This window comes from Streptomyces sp. NPDC088810, assembly GCF_044750305.1.
Classification (GTDB): domain Bacteria; phylum Actinomycetota; class Actinomycetes; order Streptomycetales; family Streptomycetaceae; genus Streptomyces.
Map to the genome: position 1 here is coordinate 134,462 of NZ_JBIVJQ010000010.1, position 16,894 is coordinate 151,355.

The window sequence follows — 16,894 nt, forward strand, 5'->3', positions numbered from 1 at the left end:
CCCGGTCGGCTGCCCCCGGCTCAGCCGGGATACGGCGGGAACCGGCCGGTGAGCGCGCGCACCTCCTCCCGCGCCGCGGCCGGCTCCGTCCCGCCCCGCAGCACGTCCGCCAGCAGCGCCGCGATCCGCACCATCTCCGCCTCGCCCATGCCCTGGGTGGTCACCGCCGCCGTCCCCAGACGCAGGCCCCGGCCGTCGCCGTGCGGCAGCGCGCAGCAGTCCAGCACCAGGCCGGCCGCGAGCAGCCGGCCGCGGGCACTGCGGCCGTCCACGCCGAGCGGGGCCGGGTCCGCCGTGATCAGGTGGGTGTCCGTGCCGCCGGTGGTCACGACCAGCCCCTCCGCGGCCAGGTGACCGGCGAGCACCCGGGCGTTGGCGACCACCTGATGGGCGTACACGGTGAACGCCGGTGTTGCCGCCTCGCCGAAGGCGACGGCCTTGGCGGCGATGGTGTGCATCTGGGCGCCGCCCTGGGTGAAGGGGAACACCGCCCGGTCGACGCGCTCGGCCAGTTCGGCCCCGCACAGGATCATCCCGCCGCGCGGACCGCGCAGCACCTTGTGGGTGGTCGCGCACACGATGTCCGCGTACGGCACCGGGTTGGGTGCCGCGCCGCCGGCGACCAGCCCGATCGGATGCGCCGCGTCCGCGATCAGATAGGCCCCGACCTCGTCGGCGACCTCGCGGAAGAAGGCGTAGTCGATGTGGCGGGGGTAGGCGATGGAGCCACAGACGATCGCCTTGGGCCGGTGGTTGCGCGCCAGGTGGCGCACCTGGTCGTGGTCGATCAGCCCGCTCTCGGCGTCGACGCCGTAGCCGACGAAGTCGAACCAGCGGCCGGAGAAGTTCGCCGGCGAGCCGTGCGTGAGATGGCCGCCGTGGGGCAGGCCGAGGGCGAGGACGGTGTCGCCGGGGCGCAGCAGGGCCGCGTAGGCGGCCAGGACGGCCGAGGAGCCGGAGTGGGCCTGCACGTTGGCGTGCTCGGCGCCGAACAGGTCCTTGGCCCGGTCGATGGCGGCGCGTTCGGCGACGTCGACGATCTCGCAGCCGCCGTGGTGCCGGGCACCCGGATATCCCTCGGCGTACTTGTTGGCGAACGGCGAGCCGAGGGCGGCGAGCACGGCCGGCGAGCAGAAGTTCTCGGCGGCGATCAGCTGCAGGGTGGTCGACTGCCTCTCCAGCTCGGCCAGGAGGAGCTCGGCCATCGCCGGGTCCTGGTGCCGCAGAAGGTCGGTCTCGAGGGTATGGGTGACCGACATGGCGGGCTCCCGGGCGGTCGACGGTGACGTATCCCCAATGTAGGCCCGGGTCGCGGCACACGCGCGGTCGTCACGCCCGCTTGTGTCCGCTCCTGTGCGCGTTATGTACGCGCCGGTACGCCCGTCAGCGCCGTCACCACCGGATCCAGCGCGTCCCTTATCTCGTCGCCGATCGAGCGGAAGAAGGTCAGCGGGGCGCCGTACGGGTCGTAGACCTCGTCCGCCTCGGCGTTCGGGGCGAGCAGCCAGCCGCGCAGGGCCGCCGCCGCGCGCACCAGTGCCCGGGCGCGCATCACCACGCCGTCCTCCAGCGGCGGCAGGGTGGCCGGGTCTATCGCCCGGACCAGCCGGGTGAACTCCTTCAGCGTGAAGGTGCGCAGGCCCGCCGAATGGCCCATGGAGATGACCTGGGCGCGGTGGTCGCGGGTGGCGGTCAGCACCAGGTCGGCCATGATCACGTGCTCGTCCAGCAGCTCCCGGCCGACGAAGCCGGAGGCGTCCGCGCCGAACTCGCCCAGCACGGTCTCCGCGTGGGACTCCATGGGCGCGCCCTCGTGACCCCAGGTGCCGGCGCTCTCCACGATCAGCCCGCCGCCGAGCACGCCGAGCCGCTCCGCGACGAAGTGGCGGGTCAGCCGCTCGGTGATGGGTGAGCGGCACACGTTGCCGGTGCTGACGTGGAGGATGCGGAAGGTGTCGCGGGGGAACCCGAACGTCGTCGTCTCCTCCGCGCTGTAGCCCCCGCCGCCTATGCCACGCCCCGCTTCAGGGGCCGTCAATTCGCCACCTCAAGGTCGGGTACGACCTTGCGCAGCTCCTCCGCGGAGAGCGCGCCGGCGCGCAGCAGCACCGGCACCTCGCGCGAGACGTCCACGATGGACGAGGGCACGTTGGCCGGGGTGGGGCCGCCGTCGAGGTAGACGGAGACGGAGTCGCCGAGCATCTCCTGGGCGGCGTCGCAGTTCTCCGGCGCGGGGTGGCCGGTGAGGTTCGCCGAGGAGACGGCCATCGGGCCGACCTCGGTGAGCAGCTCGATGGCGACCGGGTGCAGCGGCATGCGCACGGCGACCGTGCCCCGGGTGTCGCCGAGGTCCCACTGCAGGGACGGCTGGTGCTTGGCGACGATCGTCAGGGCGCCCGGCCAGAACGCGTCGACCAGCTCCCAGGCCAGTTCGGAGAAGTCCGTGACCAGGCCGTGCAGCGTGTTCGGGGAGCCGATGAGGACGGGGGTGGGCATGTTGCGGCCCCGGCCCTTGGCGGCCAGCAGGTCGGCGACGGCCTCGGAGGAGAACGCGTCGGCGCCGATGCCGTACACCGTGTCGGTCGGCAGCACCACCAGCTCGCCACGGCGGACGGCGGACGCGGCCTCGCGCAGACCCGTCACGCGGTCGGTCGCGTCGTTGGTGTCGTATCGCCGTGCCATGTCTAGCTGGCCTCCTCGTACACGTACTGCGGGGTCGAAGTCTGCGGTGCGCTCACGGCAGCGCCTTGCGGGCGGTGGCGAAGCGGGGGCGGTTGTTGAGGTCGGGGTGGTCGGCCGCGTCGGCCCAGCCCCGCTCCTCGGTGAAGATCCACGGCACCTGGCCGCCCTGGGTGTCGGCGTGCTCGATCACGACGACTCCGCCGGGGCGCAGCAGCCGGTGCGCGGTGCGCTCGATGCCGCGGATCAGGTCGAGGCCGTCCTCGCCGGAGAAGAGCGCCATCTCCGGGTCGTAGTCGCGGGCCTCGGGGGCGACGTACTCCCATTCGGTGAGCGGGATGTACGGCGGGTTGGAGATGACCAGGTCGACCTGGCCGTCCAGGTCCGGGAAGGCGGACAGCGCGTCGCCCTGCCGCAGGTCGACGCGGGAGCCGGCCACGTTCTTCCGGGTCCACACCAGGGCGTCCTCGGACAGCTCCACGGCGTGCACGCGCGAGCGCGGGACCTCCTGGGCGAGGGCGAGCGCGATGGCGCCGGAGCCGGTGCACAGGTCGACGATGCACGGCTCGACCACGTCCATGGCACGCACGGCGTCTATGGCCCAGCCGACCACCGACTCGGTCTCCGGCCGGGGCACGAACACCCCCGGTCCGACCTGGAGTTCCAGGTACCGGAAGTAGGCCCGCCCGGTGATGTGCTGCAGCGGCTCGCGCTGCTCGCGCCGGGCGATGGCCTCCCAGTACCGGGCGTCGAAGTCGGCGTCCTTCACGGAGTGCAGTTCGCCGCGCTTCACGCCGTGCACGAACGCGGCCAGCTCCTCCGCGTCGGTGCGCGGCGAGGGCACGCCGGCGTCGGCCAGCCGCTGGGTGGCCTGGGCCACCTCCGCGAGCAGCAGGTTCACGCGAGTCCTCCGTGTCGTACTCGTGCGTACGGGTGTTACGCGGCGGCGAGCTTCGCCGCCGAGTCGGCGTCGACGCAGGCCTGGATGACCGCGTCGAGGTCGCCGTCCAGGACCTGGTCCAGGTTGTACGCCTTGAAGCCGACGCGGTGGTCGGAGATGCGGTTCTCCGGGAAGTTGTAGGTGCGGATCTTCTCGGAGCGGTCCACGGTGCGGACCTGGCTGCGGCGGGCGTCCGCGGCCTCCCGCTCCGCCTCCTCCTGGGCGATGGCGAGCAGCCTGGAGCGCAGGATGCGCAGCGCCTGCTCCTTGTTCTGGAGCTGGCTCTTCTCGTTCTGGCAGGAGGCGACGACTCCGGTCGGGATGTGCGTGATGCGCACGGCGGAGTCGGTGGTGTTGACGGACTGGCCGCCCGGGCCGGAGGACCGGTAGACGTCGATGCGCAGGTCGTTCGGGTTGATCTCGACGTCGACCTCCTCCGCCTCCGGCGTGACCAGCACACCGGCCGCGGAGGTGTGGATGCGGCCCTGGGACTCGGTGGCCGGGACGCGCTGCACCCGGTGCACCCCGCCCTCGTACTTCAGCCGGGCCCACACGCCCTGGCCGGGCTCGATCTGCCCGCGGGCCTTCACCGCGACCTGGACGTCCTTGTAGCCGCCCAGCTCGGACTCGGTGGAGTCGATGATCTCGGTCTTCCAGCCGACGCGCTCGGCGTAGCGCAGGTACATGCGCAGCAGGTCGCCGGCGAACAGCGCCGACTCGTCGCCGCCCGCGCCCGCCTTGATCTCCAGGATGACGTCCTTGTCGTCACTGGGGTCGCGCGGGACGAGCAGCAGGCGCAGCTTCTCGGTCAGCTCCTCGCGCTGCTTCTCCAGTTCCTTGACCTCGGCCACGAAGTCGGGGTCGTCGGCCGCGAACTCGCGCGCGGTCTCCATGTCGTCGCCGGTCTGCTTCCAGGAGCGGTACGTGGCGACGATCGGGGTCAGCTCGGCGTAGCGCTTGTTCAGCTTGCGCGCGTTCGCCTGATCGGCGTGGACCGACGGATCGGCGAGCTTCTTCTCCAGATCGGCGTGCTCGGCGACGAGTTCCTCGACGGCCTCGAACATCTTGGGCTCCTGTACTGCGGTGAAGGGAAGGGCGGGCGACCAAAAACGCCGGTCCCGGGCACACCCCCGCGAGGGCGTGACCGTGGACCGGCGAAATGGGGCTCGCTACTTCTTGGAGCCGGCGGCAGCCTTGCCGAAGCGGGCCTCGAAGCGGGCCACACGGCCACCGGTGTCGAGGATCTTCTGCTTGCCCGTGTAGAACGGGTGGCACTCGGAGCAGACCTCGGCCCGGATGGTGCCGGACTCGATGGTGCTACGGGTGGTGAACGACGCACCGCAGGTGCAGCTGACCTGCGTCTCGACGTACTCGGGGTGGATGTCGCGCTTCAAGGTGTCTCCTAGGTTTCGGGAGGGCGCCGGGTCGCCGCCGCGGGATGCGGGAGCGTGAACCGGAGCCGACGTACCAGTCTGCCAGGACTGGGGCCATCCTCCCAAACCGGGGGTGCGGCTGTTCTATTCCTGCGGGTGAGCGGGGGGCCGCCCGCGCGCCCCTAGCCGGCGCTCACCACGCCCTTGGCTTCCCCTGTGGCCGTTCCCTTCGTGGCCGAAGCCGGGATCGGCTTGTCGTTCTTCAGGGCGTTCCAGACCAGCTGCGCCTTGGACTTGGCCAGGAGGACGCGGTTGGGGTTGGCCGGGTCGTACTGGACGGGCATCGTGACCATCTTCATGTGGGACGAGCTGATGCCCTTGAGGCCGTCGGCGAAGTCGATCAGGGAGTTGACCGAGCCGAGGTCGGAGTCGGTGGTGACGGCCTTGGTGGCGGTGTCGGCGAGGTCGTACAGCTTCTTCGGGTTCGTGAAGACGCCGACGTGCTTGACCTGGTCGATCAGGGCCTTGATGAAGGCCTGCTGGAGCTGGATGCGGCCCAGGTCGGAGCCGTCGCCCACGCCGTGCCGGGTGCGGACCAGGCCGAGGGCCTGCTCGCCGTTCAGGGTGTGGGTGCCGGCCTTGAGGTCCAGGTGGCTCTGCGGGTCCCGGATGTTCTTGGTGGTGGTGACCTCCACCCCGCCGAGGTCGTCGATGAGCTGCTGGAAGCCCTCGAAGTCGACCTCCAGGTAGTGGTCCATGCGGATACCGGTGATGGACTCCACCGTCTTCACCGCGCAGGCCGCGCCGCCGGTGGAGTAGGCCTCGTTGAACATCACCCCGGACGCGGCGGGGTGGGCGGTGCCCTTGGTGTCGGTGCACTGGGGGCGGTCGACGAGGGTGTCCCGGGGGATGGAGACCACGCTGGCCTTCTTGTGGCCCTCGTAGACGTGGACGATCATCGCCGTGTCCGAGCGGGCGCTGCCGTCGTCCGTGCCGCCGCCGAGCTTCTTGTTCTTGCCGGAGCGGGTGTCCGAGCCCAGGACCAGGATGTTCTCCGAGCCGTTGTCGATCTTCGTGGGCCGGTCGCTGCCGAGCGCCTGGTTGATGTCGACGCTGTGGAGGTTGCCGTTGAGCTTGAAGTAGACGTACCCGGCGCCGGCGCCGCCCAGGAGGACCACGCCCGCGGCCGTCCACACCGTGGCGCGTACCGCCTTGCGGCCGGTGCTGGGGGCCTTGCGACGGCGTCCCTTGCCCCGGCGGCGCGGGCTCGCGCCCGGCTCGGTTATGGCGGGCTGAGTGCTCTCGGCGGCCACATCGCTCCTAGGTCTCGGCGGTCGGATACCCCCTGCGGTCAGGGTCAGGCGCGGTCGTCACCGCTCCATCGTCGCTCCGCCCGGTCAGACGGAGAAACTCGGAAAAGGGTTGCACAACGCACAGTGGCCCCTCGCGTACGACGATGGGCACTGCGTGTAGTCAGTCGGTCCGCTCGAACCGCGCTCACCTGCCCATTCGGCCCCCGGGGCGGTACGCCCGGAAGCCGGCGGCCGCCGAGATCCCTGTGGCAAAGATCTCGGGTCCGCACCTGCGGGGAGCCGTCGTTTCAGCGGGCCGGCATGCCGAGCCGCAGTCCGGCGGCCGGCAAGCCGCCCGTGCCCGGCGCGTGGGCGGTGACCGGCATGCCGAGGCCGTTGCCGGCCCCTCGTCCCAGCGGTCGGCGGCACCCGGGCTGTGCTGCACAGGCCGAAGACCGGCACGGCGCCCGCGTCGGCGAGCGTGTCCGATGCCCTCGCCCGGCACCCCGACGGCCATCACCAGGCCGGCGTCGGTCCCGGCCGCCCCCGGCCCCGGTTGGCCACGGCCACCCGGGCGCCCATACGGTCACCGGCCTCGGGAGTGTACGGGGCTGCCTGGTCGACGAATCCCACATGGCACCGCCTGGCGTTCGGCTCGTGCGCCACCACGTCGGCCTGACCGTACTCGCCGCCCGCCTCCAGCGTGCCCGCCACACCCGAACTGCCCTGGAGCAGCGTCCGGTTGACGGTGCCGCGCAGATGGCCTCCGTGCCCGTGCCCTGTTCCAGGCGGAGTGCCGCCTTGCCGGTACCGAGGCCGCCGGAGGTTCCGTAGCGGTGGTGAGGGGGTCGCCGAAGCAGTCGTTCGGCTCGACCGTCGCCGGGCACCGAGGCGAGGTCACAGCGCGAAGGGCCGCCCCCGTGACGGGAGCGGCCCTTGGCTACAGCGTGCGGCTGCCTACGGCGTACGGCGCGGAGGTCAGTCGTTGCCCGGCGTCGGCGTCGTCTTCTGGATCTGCATCAGGAACTCGACGTTCGACTTGGTCTGCTTCATCTTGTCGAGAAGCAGCTCGATCGCCTGCTGCTGGTCCAGCGCGTGCAGGACACGGCGGAGCTTCCAGACGACGGCCAGCTCCTCGTTGCCGAGCAGGATCTCTTCCTTACGGGTGCCGGACGCGTCCACGTCCACCGCCGGGAAGATGCGCTTGTCGGCGAGCTTCCGGTCGAGCTTCAGCTCCATGTTGCCGGTGCCCTTGAACTCCTCGAAGATCACCTCGTCCATGCGGGACCCGGTGTCCACGAGCGCCGTGGCCAGGATGGTCAGCGAGCCGCCGTCCTCGATGTTGCGCGCCGCACCGAAGAACCGCTTCGGCGGGTAGAGCGCGGTCGAGTCGACACCACCGGACAGGATGCGGCCGGAGGCCGGCGCCGCCAGGTTGTAGGCACGGCCCAGACGCGTGATCGAGTCGAGCAGCACGACCACGTCGTGGCCCAGCTCCACCAGGCGCTTGGCCCGCTCGATGGCCAGCTCGGCGACCGTGGTGTGGTCCTCGGCCGGACGGTCGAAGGTCGAGGAGATGACCTCGCCCTTGACCGACCGCTGCATGTCGGTGACCTCTTCCGGACGCTCGTCGACGAGGACGACCATCAGGTGGCACTCGGGGTTGTTGTGCGTGATCGCGTTGGCGATCGCCTGCATGATCATGGTCTTACCGGTCTTCGGCGGGGCCACGATCAGACCGCGCTGGCCCTTACCGATCGGCGAGACCAGGTCGATGATGCGGGTGGTGAGCACGCCCGGGTCGGTCTCCAGACGGAGCCGGTCCTGCGGGTAGAGCGGGGTGAGCTTGTTGAACTCCGGGCGGCCGCGGCCGTGTTCGGGCGCCATGCCGTTGACGGAGTCCAGGCGGACCAGCGCGTTGAACTTCTCGCGGCGCTCGCCCTCCTTCGGCTGCCGCACCGCGCCGGTGACGTGGTCGCCCTTGCGCAGGCCGTTCTTGCGGACCTGGGCGAGGGAGACGTACACGTCGTTCGGGCCGGGCAGGTAGCCGGAGGTCCGGATGAAGGCGTAGTTGTCGAGGATGTCCAGAATGCCCGCGACGGGGATCAGGACGTCGTCCTCGGCGAGCTGCGGCTCGGCGATCTCGTCGCGGCCACGGCGGCCCCGGCGGTCGCGGTAGCGGCCGCGACGGCCGCGACGGCCGCCCTCGAAGTCGTCGTCGTCCTGCGGACCGGTGTTGCGGTCCTGACGGCCGCCGCCCTGCTGCTGGCCCTGCTGCTGCCGGTCCTGGCGGTCCTGGCGGTCCTGACGGCCGCCGCCCTGGCCCTGCTGGTCGTCGCCCTTGTTGCGGCGGTCGCGGTCGCGGTCCCGGCCGCGCTCGCGGCGGTCCCGGCGGCCACGGCCCTCGCCGTCACCGGCGTCGCCCTTGGCCTCGCCCTGCTGCGACTGCTGCGGCGCGGGCGTCTCGGCCTTGGGCTCGCTCTTGGCCTCGGCGGCGACGGTCTCGGCGCCGCCCTGGGCCGGGCTGCCCGCCTCGGCGGTGGCACGGCGGCGACGGCGCTCGCTCGGGGCGTCGTCGGAGGCCGGCTGGCCGGGAATCTCGATCTGCTGCTGGGCCACGGCCTTCTCGGCGGGCGCCTCGGTCTTGGCCGCCGCCTTCTTCTCGGCGTCCTCGCCGGTGCGGGCCTTGGAGGTGGCCCGGCGCTTCGGCTTGGTCTCGGTGGCGGTGTCGGCCTTGGCGGCGGGGGCTCCCCCGGCGGCCTGCGCCTCCTTGATGACCTCGATCAGCTGGCTCTTGCGCATGCGCGCGGTGCCCCTGATCCCGAGGCCCGAGGCAACCTGCTGCAGCTCGGCCAGCACCATGCCCTCGAGGCCGGTACCGCGGCGCCGCCGGGAGCCGGCACCGGTGGCAGGCGCGGAGGCGTCCGTGGCGGGCGCGGCAGCGGTCTCCTCGACACGTGCGCCCATCAGATCGGTGGTGTCGCTCACGAAGGGTCCTTCCCTGGAGCGGACGTCGGCCTGTCTGGCTCGGCGACCGGTTGTGCTGTCCGGCTACGGTCCTGTCTTCTGTGAACCGTGCCGGGGCGGTGGTCCGCCAAAGCGGCGGAAGAAATGTGCGGTGATCGGCGCTTCCGCGGACCGTGGCACCCAGTGTCACGTGGCGTGGTAGCACCGACTCCGAGGCGTGCCCGGCGGCCCGCTCAATGCCCGCATACGACGTACTGCCCAGGTACGGCGCAAGGAACACGGAGTGGCGCGGGAGGCTCCCGGAAGAATGTCTGTCCCGGACGGGGACACGAGGCACCTCGCCATGGTGGGGTCGGGTGCAGACTTGAGATTAACACTACCGGATCCAACAAACATTCCCCCTCTCCAAATCCGGCAACCGTGTGTCAGGGCGCAAGCGGCAGCACGCTCGCTCCCTGGACATCCAGGTCCAGCCGGTTGGCGGCCCAGCCCTCACCCGCGAGGTGAGAGACCTTGTCGGCGCTGTCGGCGTCGGCGAGGGCCATGACGGTGGGCCCGGCGCCCGAGATCACGGCCGGGATGCCGTCGGCCCGCAGCCGCTCCACCAGCGCGGCGCTCTCCGGCATGGCCGGGGCGCGGTACTCCTGGTGGAGGCGGTCCTCGGTGGCGGGCAGCAGCAGCTCGGGGCGCCTGGTCAGGGCCTCGACGAGCAGGGCGGCCCGGCCCGCGTTGGCGGCGGCGTCGACGTGCGGGACGGTGCGCGGGAGCAGGCCGCGCGCGGTCTCGGTCAGGACCGGCTTTCCGGGCACGAAAACCACCGGAACGATGGAATCGTGCGGCTCCATCCTGATGGCCCGGGCGGTGCCGCCCTCCATCCAGGACAGGGTGAAGCCGCCGAGCAGACAGGCGGCCACGTTGTCCGGGTGACCCTCGATCTCGGTGGCCAGCTCCAGCAGCGCGGCGTCGTCCAGACGGGCCTCGCCGCCTATGGTCACCGCGCGGGCGGCGACGATGCCGGCGCAGATGGCGGCGGAGGAGGAGCCGAGGCCCCGGCCGTGCGGAATGCGGTTGGCACACACGATCTCCAGGCCGCGCGGCTGTCCGCCCAGCAGATCGAAGGCGGTGCGCAGGGAACGGACGAGAAGGTGGCTCTCGTCCCGCGGGAGGGTCTCGCTGCCCTCACCCGCGATGTCGATATGCAGCCCGGAGTCGGCCACCCGGACGACCACGTCGTCGTAGAGCCCCAGCCCGAGGCCCAGGGCGTCGAAGCCCGGACCGAGATTGGCGCTGGTGGCGGGGACGCGCACCCGGACGGCGGCGGCGCGGAACGCTGGACCGGCCATCGCTCGAAGACACTCCTTGAGCTGCGTGGCGGTCGAATGGCCTCGAGGGACTCGGTGGACATTCGACCGATGTTCGGTGGACATCCGATGACGTACGACAGACCCGTCGGGCCGCGGAGACACCGCGGCGCCGTGCCATGCGCGAGGGCATGTGCGGAGGCGGGTTCGGTACAGCCTATCGAAGGAAGGTTCTGTGGCGACATAGGGCGCACAGGAGGCGCACGATGCGTGTCGTAAGCCCCCTGTGCACCCTGTCAGGGATTTCCCGGATCCGGGGCGCTCAGGCGAGGCCGAGGCGCTCGGCCGCGGTGGCCGCGTCGACCGGGACGGTGACCGGCTGCGGGGCACCGGCGACGGCCCAGTCGGGGTCCTTCAGGCCGTTGCCGGTGACGGTGCACACGATGCGCTGGCCCGGGTCGACCCTGCCCTGCTCGGCGGCCTTGAGCAGACCGGCCACGGAGGCGGCGGAGGCGGGCTCCACGAAGACACCTTCCTGCGCGGCCAACAGGCGGTAGGCGCGCAGGATTTCACGGTCCGTCACCTCGTCGATGGCGCCGCCGGACTCGTCGCGGGCGGCCAGCGCGTACTGCCAGGAGGCCGGGTTGCCGATGCGGATGGCGGTGGCGATGGTCGACGGGTCCTTGACGACCTCGCCGCGCACGATCGGGGCACTGCCGGACGCCTGGAAACCCCACATTCGAGGGGTTTTGCCGGCGATGCCGTCGGCGGCGTACTCCTGGTAGCCCTTCCAGTAGGCGGTGATGTTGCCCGCGTTGCCGACCGGGAGGACGTGGATGTCGGGTGCGTCGCCGAGCATGTCCACGATCTCGAAGGCGGCCGTCTTCTGGCCCTCGATGCGCACCGGGTTGACCGAATTCACCAGCGCGACGGGGTAGTTGTCGCTCAGCCCCCGCGCGAGGGTGAGGCAGTCGTCGAAGTTGCCGTCGACCTGGAGGATCTTCGCGCCGTGCACGAGGGCCTGGCCCATCTTGCCGAGGGCGATCTTGCCCTGCGGCACCAGGACGGCCGACACCATGCCGGCCCGCACCGCGTACGCGGCGGCGGAGGCGGAGGTGTTGCCGGTGGAGGCGCAGATGACGGCCTTCGCCCCCTCCTCCTTGGCCTTGCTGATGGCCATGGTCATGCCGCGGTCCTTGAAGGACCCGGTGGGGTTGGCGCCCTCCACCTTGAGGTGGACCTCACAGCCCGTGCGCTCGGAGAGCACCTGCGCGGGCACGAGGGGCGTGCCGCCCTCGCGGAGCGTCACGACCGGCGTGGTGTCGGATACCGGCAGCCTGTCCCGGTACTCCTCGATGATTCCGCGCCACTGGTGGGTCATTGCTGGTTACTCTCCTTCAACCCGCATGATGCTGGCGACACCCCGCACGGTGTCGAGCTTGCGCAGTGCCTCGACGGTCCCGGACAGGGAGGCGTCGGAGGCCCGGTGGGTGACGACGACGAGGGAGGCCTCGCCGTCCTTGCCCTGCTGCCGAACGGTGTCGATCGACACGCCGTGTTCGGCGAAGACGGTGGCGACCTGGGCGAGCACACCCGGTTTGTCGGCCACGTCGAGGCTGATGTGGTACCGGGTGACGACCTGGCCCATCGGGGAGACGGTCAGGTCGGCGTACGCCGACTCGCCCGGCCCGGTGGTCCCGCTCAGCCGGTTCCGGCAGACCGCGACCAGGTCGCCCAGCACGGCCGAGGCGGTGGGCGAACCGCCGGCGCCGGGGCCGTAGAACATCAGCTGTCCGGCCGCGTCGGACTCCACGAAGACGGCGTTGTACGCGCCGCGGACGGAGGCGAGCGGGTGGGTGAGCGGGATCATCGCGGGGTGCACGCGCGCGGTGACGGACGTACCGTCCGCGGAGCGCTCGCAGATGGCGAGCAGCTTGATGGTGCAGCCCATCTCCTTGGCGGAGCGGAAGTCGGCGGCGGTGACCTCGGTCATGCCCTCGCGGTAGACGTCGTCGAGGCGCACGCGCGTGTGGAAGGCGATGCCGGCGAGGATGGCGGCCTTGGCGGCGGCGTCGAAGCCCTCGACGTCGGCGGTCGGGTCGGCCTCGGCGTACCCCAGGGCGGTGGCCTCGTCGAGCGCCTCCTGGTAGCCGGCGCCGGTGGAGTCCATCTTGTCGAGGATGAAGTTGGTGGTGCCGTTGACGATGCCGAGCACCCGGTTGACCTTGTCGCCGGCGAGCGACTCGCGCAGCGGGCGGATCAGCGGGATGGCACCGGCGACGGCGGCCTCGTAGTAGAGGTCACGGCCGTGCTCCCCGGCTGCGGCGTGCAGGGCGGCCCCGTCCTGGGCGAGCAGGGCCTTGTTGGCGGAGACGACGGAGGCGCCGTGTTCGAAGGCGGTGGTGATGAGCGCGCGGGCCGGCTCGATCCCGCCGATGACCTCCACCACCACGTCGATGTCCCCGCGTTTGACGAGGGCGGTGGCGTCGGTGGTGACCAGGCCCGGGTCGATGCCCTCACGGACCTTGGAGGGCCGGCGTACGGCGACACCCGCCAGCTCCACGGGGGCGCCGATCCTGGCGGCGAGGTCGTCGGCGTGCGTCGTCATGATGCGCGCCACCTCTGAGCCGACAACCCCACAGCCCAGCAGCGCCACCTTCAGCGGACGCGTACGCATCATCCGACCTCGTTTCCTCATACCGTCTACGGTTGGACCAGTCTCACTCACCGGACGGCAGTTTCTACCCTTGGTCCGGATCGTGAGACATCTATTTCATTTGTACGGGGGCGGAAGACCGTAGATCTTCCGCCACCGGGTTCTTGCGGCTGCCGGTCAGCCGACGTCGAGACGCAGGAGATCCTCTTCGGTCTCCCGCCGGACGATCACCCGGGCCGCGCCGTCCTGTACCGCGACGACGGGCGGCCGGAGCACGTGGTTGTAGTTGCTGGCCATGGACCGGCAGTACGCGCCGGTCGCCGGTACGGCGATGAGATCACCGGGCGCCAGGTCGGCCGGCAGGAACGCGTCCTTGACCACGATGTCCCCGCTCTCGCAGTGCTTGCCGACGACCCGGGCGAGCATCGGCTCGGCGTCGGAGGCGCGGGAGACGAGCGCGACGCTGTACTCGGCGTCGTAGAGCGCGGTCCGGATGTTGTCCGACATGCCGCCGTCGACGGAGACGTACGTGCGCAGCCCGTCGAGCGGCTTGACCGTGCCGACCTCGTAGAGGGTGAAGGCGGTGGGACCGACGATGGCGCGCCCCGGCTCGACGGAGATCCGCGGCGTCCGCAGCCGGGCGCCCTCGCACTCCCGGGTGACGATCTCGGTGAGCGCCTTGGCGATCTCGTGCGGCTCGCGAGGGTCGTCGCCGCTGGTGTAGGCGATGCCGAGGCCGCCGCCGAGGTCGATCTCGGGAAGCTCGACCCCGTGCTCGTCCCGGATGTCCTTCAGCAGCCCGACGACCCGGTGGGCGGCGACCTCGAACCCGGACATGTCGAAGATCTGCGACCCGATGTGCGAGTGGATCCCGATCAGCTCCAGCCCGTCCAGCTGCAGGGCCCGCCGTACGGCCTCGGCGGCCTGCCCGCCGGCGAGCGGGATGCCGAACTTCTGGTCCTCGTGGGCGGTGGCGATGAACTCGTGGGTGTGCGCCTCCACGCCCACGGTGATCCGGATCTGGACCTTCTGCCGCTTGCCCAGCTCCTGCGCCGTGTGCGCGACCCGCACGATCTCCTGGAAGGAGTCGAGCACGATCCGCCCGACACCCGCGTCTATGGCGCGGCGGATCTCCTCGACGGACTTGTTGTTGCCGTGGAAGGCGATGCGGTCGGCGGGCATCCCGGCGGAGAGCGCGGTGGCCAGCTCGCCGCCGGAGCACACGTCCAGGTTGAGCCCCTCCTCGTTCAGCCACCGCACGACGGCCCGGGAGAGGAAGGCCTTCCCGGCGTAGAAGACGTCGGCGTCCGGGCCGAACGCGGTGCGCCAGGCCCGCGCGCGGGCCCGGAAGTCGGTCTCGTCGAGGACGTAGGCCGGGGTGCCGAACTCCTCGGCGAGCCGGGTGACCGGGACACCGCCGACGCTGACCACCCCGTCGTCGCCGCGCGTGACGGTCTGGGCCCACACCTTCTGGTCCAGGACGTTGAGGTCGGCGGGCGGCGCGGAGTAGTGCCCCTCGGGCAGGACGTCGGCGTGGCGGGGCCCGGCGGGATGGGCGGAACGGCTCATGACGTGACTCTCAGACTCTCTGTCTCTCCGGGGCTCATCGGCTCGGGGCCCTCAGAGGTGTTCGGGTGCGTCGATGCCGAGCAGGGACAGGCCACCGGCCAGCACCGTCCCGGCGGCTTCGGCGAGGGCCAGCCGGGCACGGTGGGCGGCCGAGGGTTTCTCCTCGCCGACGGGAAGCACGCAGGGCAGCAGGGGCAGCACGGCATCGGCGACGGTGACGAGATGCCGGGCGAGCCGGTCCGGGGCACGGTGGGTGGCGGCCGCGGAGAGGATGCGGGGGTGGTCGGCGAGGGGCGTGAGGAGACCCCGGGCGTCGTCTACGGGGCCGGGTTCGGCGTCGAACCCCAGGCGGGCGGCGTTGCGGCCGAGGGCGCGGACGCGGGCGTGGGCGTACCGCACCCGGAACAGCGGATTCCCTTCCCGCTGCACCAGGTGATCGGCGGTGATCCGGGGCCGGTCGTGCGCGGCGGGGTGGAGCAGGGCCCACCGGGCGGCGTCGGGGCCGAGCGGGGCGGGGTCCTCCGGGGCCGGCACGGGCCGCAGATTGACGGGGTCGCCGTGCTCCACGGTGGCCCGGCCGCCCTGGGTCCCCACGAGCCGTACGACGGCGTCGGCGACGACCTCGGCCCGCACCTCGTACGGCACCCGCAGCGCGACGACCTGCCCGGCCAGGGCGTCGCCGTACCCGTACCGGGCACCCTTCCGCCGGATCTCCTGCACCAGCCCGGCGACGGGGTCGACCTGCGCGTCGAGACTGATGTTGAGGAATCCCGGCCCGGTGACGACGACGTCCCGGATCCCGTGGGCACCGGCGAGCCGGGCCCGGACGATCTCGGCGACCCGCCGCGCCGGCTGTCCGGCCGGCCGGGCGAGCTGCAACGCGATGGTGGTGGCGAAGTCCCCGCACCCCCCGGGCCCCGGCACGCTCACCACGGCCCGCTCGGGCACGCTCACGCTCAGCTCCCCGTCATCGACAGCACGACGCACCGCGCGCAGCACGGTACGGGACAGCTCGACGGGGGTCACGGGACAAGCGTAGTGGGGGAGGGGGGTGGGGATGCGAGCCGGTTATCCGGGGGGTGCGTTGACGGGGGTTGCTCGAGAACGGTCGCGGAGCGGTGCTGGTGGGGCGGGCTGTGCCCGGGTGGCCTGCCGCCCGAAGGACATGCTGGCCGTCCGAACCAGCCCCTTACCGATCGGCGCTCACTGACCGGGCGAGACTCCGTGACCGGGCGAGACCCCGACTCCGTGACCGGGGGAACCCCCGTCACCGTCGATCTCCCCGTCACCCTGGTCGCCCCCACCGGGATCTCCGTCGCCCTCTCCCCCGCGCGCTTCCCCCTCATACCCCTCATACCCGGTGCCCCGCTCGATGAGGCGCTTCACGAGTCGGACCAGTTCGGCCGGCTCGAAGGGCTTGGCGAGAAACGCGTCCACGCCGACATCGAGGCCGGTCTCGACCTCGTACTGCGTGCAGGCGCTGATGATGGCGAGGGGCAGGTGGCGCGTACGGGGATCGGCCCGGAGCCGGGCGGCGGTGCGGAGCCCGTCCAGCCGGGGCATGACGACGTCGAGCGTCACGACGTCGGGCCGCACCTGGTGCACCACGTCCAGACACTCGGCACCATCGGCCGCGGTCACGACCTCTAGCCCTTCCAGCTCGAGGTTGACCCTGATCAGCTGCCGGATGACCTTGTTGTCGTCCACAACAAGCACCCGGCCCGGAGCGCCTGGCACACGTCGAGAGTAGGTCCGGACCGGCCACCGCGTCCGGGTTTTCCCCACTTCCACCCCCTACAGGGGATCCGCCGCCCCCACCCGGCGAAACGGGTTCCTGATCACCCCGCGGGACCTGCTAATGTTCTACCCGTCGCCGCAAGCGAGAGCCCAGCGCCCGACACGCCCCCGTAGCTCAGGGGATAGAGCAACGGCCTCCGGAGCCGTGTGCGCAGGTTCGAATCCTGCCGGGGGCACTCGCCGAAGATCAGCAGAAACCACGCGCTGACCAGGGCGGATGCCGACAGAAGAGGGCGGGAGTCAGTCTCACTGACTCCCGCCCTCTCTCGTTGCCTCTCAGCGTTCGCGACACACCTCCGACACACCGGGCGAGCGCGTGG

The 16,894-nt window shown here is 71.7% G+C and carries 15 protein-coding genes and 1 tRNA gene; 1 reads left to right on the plus strand and 15 read right to left on the minus strand.

Annotation, left to right across the window (positions count from 1 at the left end; genetic code table 11):
* Window positions 1–20 precede the first annotated feature (20 nt).
* From glyA to ACIP4Y_RS28510, 15 genes are all read right to left on the minus strand, one after another.
* Window positions 21–1,259 carry a serine hydroxymethyltransferase gene (gene glyA / locus ACIP4Y_RS28440; protein WP_401398590.1) on the minus strand — a complete coding sequence of 413 codons (1,239 nt, stop codon included), beginning with the start codon at window positions 1,257–1,259 and terminating at the stop codon, window positions 21–23.
* 101 nt (window positions 1,260–1,360) lie between these two features.
* Complete coding sequence (locus ACIP4Y_RS28445) at window positions 1,361–2,038, minus strand: protein-tyrosine-phosphatase (protein ID WP_358640130.1); 678 nt, start codon at window positions 2,036–2,038, stop codon at window positions 1,361–1,363.
* Entirely contained in the window at window positions 2,035–2,682 is a 648-nt protein-coding gene (locus tag ACIP4Y_RS28450; RefSeq protein ID WP_358640132.1) for an L-threonylcarbamoyladenylate synthase, read from the minus strand. Before ACIP4Y_RS28450 ends, ACIP4Y_RS28445 begins: the two co-directional genes overlap by 4 nt.
* Window positions 2,683–2,734: 52 nt before the next feature.
* Window positions 2,735–3,580, minus strand: coding sequence for a peptide chain release factor N(5)-glutamine methyltransferase (gene prmC / locus ACIP4Y_RS28455; protein ID WP_358640134.1), 846 nt, complete (start codon window positions 3,578–3,580; stop codon window positions 2,735–2,737).
* A gap of 35 nt (window positions 3,581–3,615) precedes the next feature.
* Window positions 3,616–4,683, minus strand: coding sequence for a peptide chain release factor 1 (prfA, locus tag ACIP4Y_RS28460; RefSeq protein ID WP_401398593.1), 1,068 nt, complete (start codon window positions 4,681–4,683; stop codon window positions 3,616–3,618).
* 105 nt (window positions 4,684–4,788) lie between these two features.
* Window positions 4,789–5,013, minus strand: a complete 225-nt coding sequence (gene rpmE / locus ACIP4Y_RS28465) for a 50S ribosomal protein L31 (protein WP_019326867.1) — start codon at window positions 5,011–5,013, stop codon at window positions 4,789–4,791.
* 161 nt (window positions 5,014–5,174) lie between these two features.
* Window positions 5,175–6,305: an LCP family protein gene (locus ACIP4Y_RS28470; protein WP_358640138.1), complete on the minus strand. Its 1,131-nt coding sequence runs from the start codon at window positions 6,303–6,305 to the stop codon at window positions 5,175–5,177.
* Between the two features lie 495 nt (window positions 6,306–6,800).
* A complete protein-coding gene (locus ACIP4Y_RS28475; protein WP_401398595.1) occupies window positions 6,801–6,998 on the minus strand; it encodes a hypothetical protein in 198 nt (65 codons plus the stop codon).
* Window positions 6,999–7,262: 264 nt separating this feature from the next.
* Window positions 7,263–9,272, minus strand: a complete 2,010-nt coding sequence (gene rho, locus ACIP4Y_RS28480; protein WP_401398597.1) for a transcription termination factor Rho — start codon at window positions 9,270–9,272, stop codon at window positions 7,263–7,265.
* A 404-nt stretch (window positions 9,273–9,676) separates the two neighbouring features.
* Window positions 9,677–10,594 carry a homoserine kinase gene (thrB, locus tag ACIP4Y_RS28485; protein WP_401398599.1) on the minus strand — a complete coding sequence of 306 codons (918 nt, stop codon included), beginning with the start codon at window positions 10,592–10,594 and terminating at the stop codon, window positions 9,677–9,679.
* Window positions 10,595–10,874: 280 nt separating this feature from the next.
* Window positions 10,875–11,933 carry a threonine synthase gene (gene thrC, locus ACIP4Y_RS28490; protein WP_358640145.1) on the minus strand — a complete coding sequence of 353 codons (1,059 nt, stop codon included), beginning with the start codon at window positions 11,931–11,933 and terminating at the stop codon, window positions 10,875–10,877.
* A 6-nt stretch (window positions 11,934–11,939) separates the two neighbouring features.
* Window positions 11,940–13,232 (minus strand): homoserine dehydrogenase, encoded by a 1,293-nt coding sequence (locus ACIP4Y_RS28495; RefSeq protein WP_030339235.1) that lies wholly within the window; start codon window positions 13,230–13,232, stop codon window positions 11,940–11,942.
* 153 nt (window positions 13,233–13,385) lie between these two features.
* Window positions 13,386–14,777: a diaminopimelate decarboxylase gene (gene lysA / locus ACIP4Y_RS28500; protein WP_401398602.1), complete on the minus strand. Its 1,392-nt coding sequence runs from the start codon at window positions 14,775–14,777 to the stop codon at window positions 13,386–13,388.
* A gap of 51 nt (window positions 14,778–14,828) precedes the next feature.
* Window positions 14,829–15,803, minus strand: coding sequence for an ArgS-related anticodon-binding protein NrtL (nrtL, locus tag ACIP4Y_RS28505; protein WP_401398604.1), 975 nt, complete (start codon window positions 15,801–15,803; stop codon window positions 14,829–14,831).
* A 177-nt stretch (window positions 15,804–15,980) separates the two neighbouring features.
* On the minus strand, window positions 15,981–16,514 hold the full coding sequence (locus ACIP4Y_RS28510; RefSeq protein WP_401398606.1) for a response regulator: 534 nt from the start codon (window positions 16,512–16,514) through the stop codon (window positions 15,981–15,983).
* Window positions 16,515–16,678: 164 nt separating this feature from the next.
* Here ACIP4Y_RS28510 and ACIP4Y_RS28515 point away from each other — a divergent pair.
* Window positions 16,679–16,750: transfer RNA gene (locus tag ACIP4Y_RS28515), tRNA-Arg, on the plus strand.
* The last annotated feature ends 144 nt before the right edge of the window (window positions 16,751–16,894 follow it).

Excerpts from the sequence above, each read along its gene's own strand:
- prfA (WP_401398593.1), bottom strand. The coding sequence starts at position 4,683 with ATGTTCGAGGCCGTCGAGGAACTCGTCGCCGAGCACGCCGATCTGGAG.
- thrC (WP_358640145.1), bottom strand. The coding sequence starts at position 11,933 with ATGACCCACCAGTGGCGCGGAATCATCGAGGAGTACCGGGACAGGCTG.
- glyA (WP_401398590.1), bottom strand. The coding sequence starts at position 1,259 with ATGTCGGTCACCCATACCCTCGAGACCGACCTTCTGCGGCACCAGGAC.
- ACIP4Y_RS28495 (WP_030339235.1), bottom strand. The coding sequence starts at position 13,232 with ATGATGCGTACGCGTCCGCTGAAGGTGGCGCTGCTGGGCTGTGGGGTT.
- thrB (WP_401398599.1), bottom strand. The coding sequence starts at position 10,594 with ATGGCCGGTCCAGCGTTCCGCGCCGCCGCCGTCCGGGTGCGCGTCCCC.
- lysA (WP_401398602.1), bottom strand. The coding sequence starts at position 14,777 with ATGAGCCGTTCCGCCCATCCCGCCGGGCCCCGCCACGCCGACGTCCTG.
- ACIP4Y_RS28450 (WP_358640132.1), bottom strand. The coding sequence starts at position 2,682 with ATGGCACGGCGATACGACACCAACGACGCGACCGACCGCGTGACGGGT.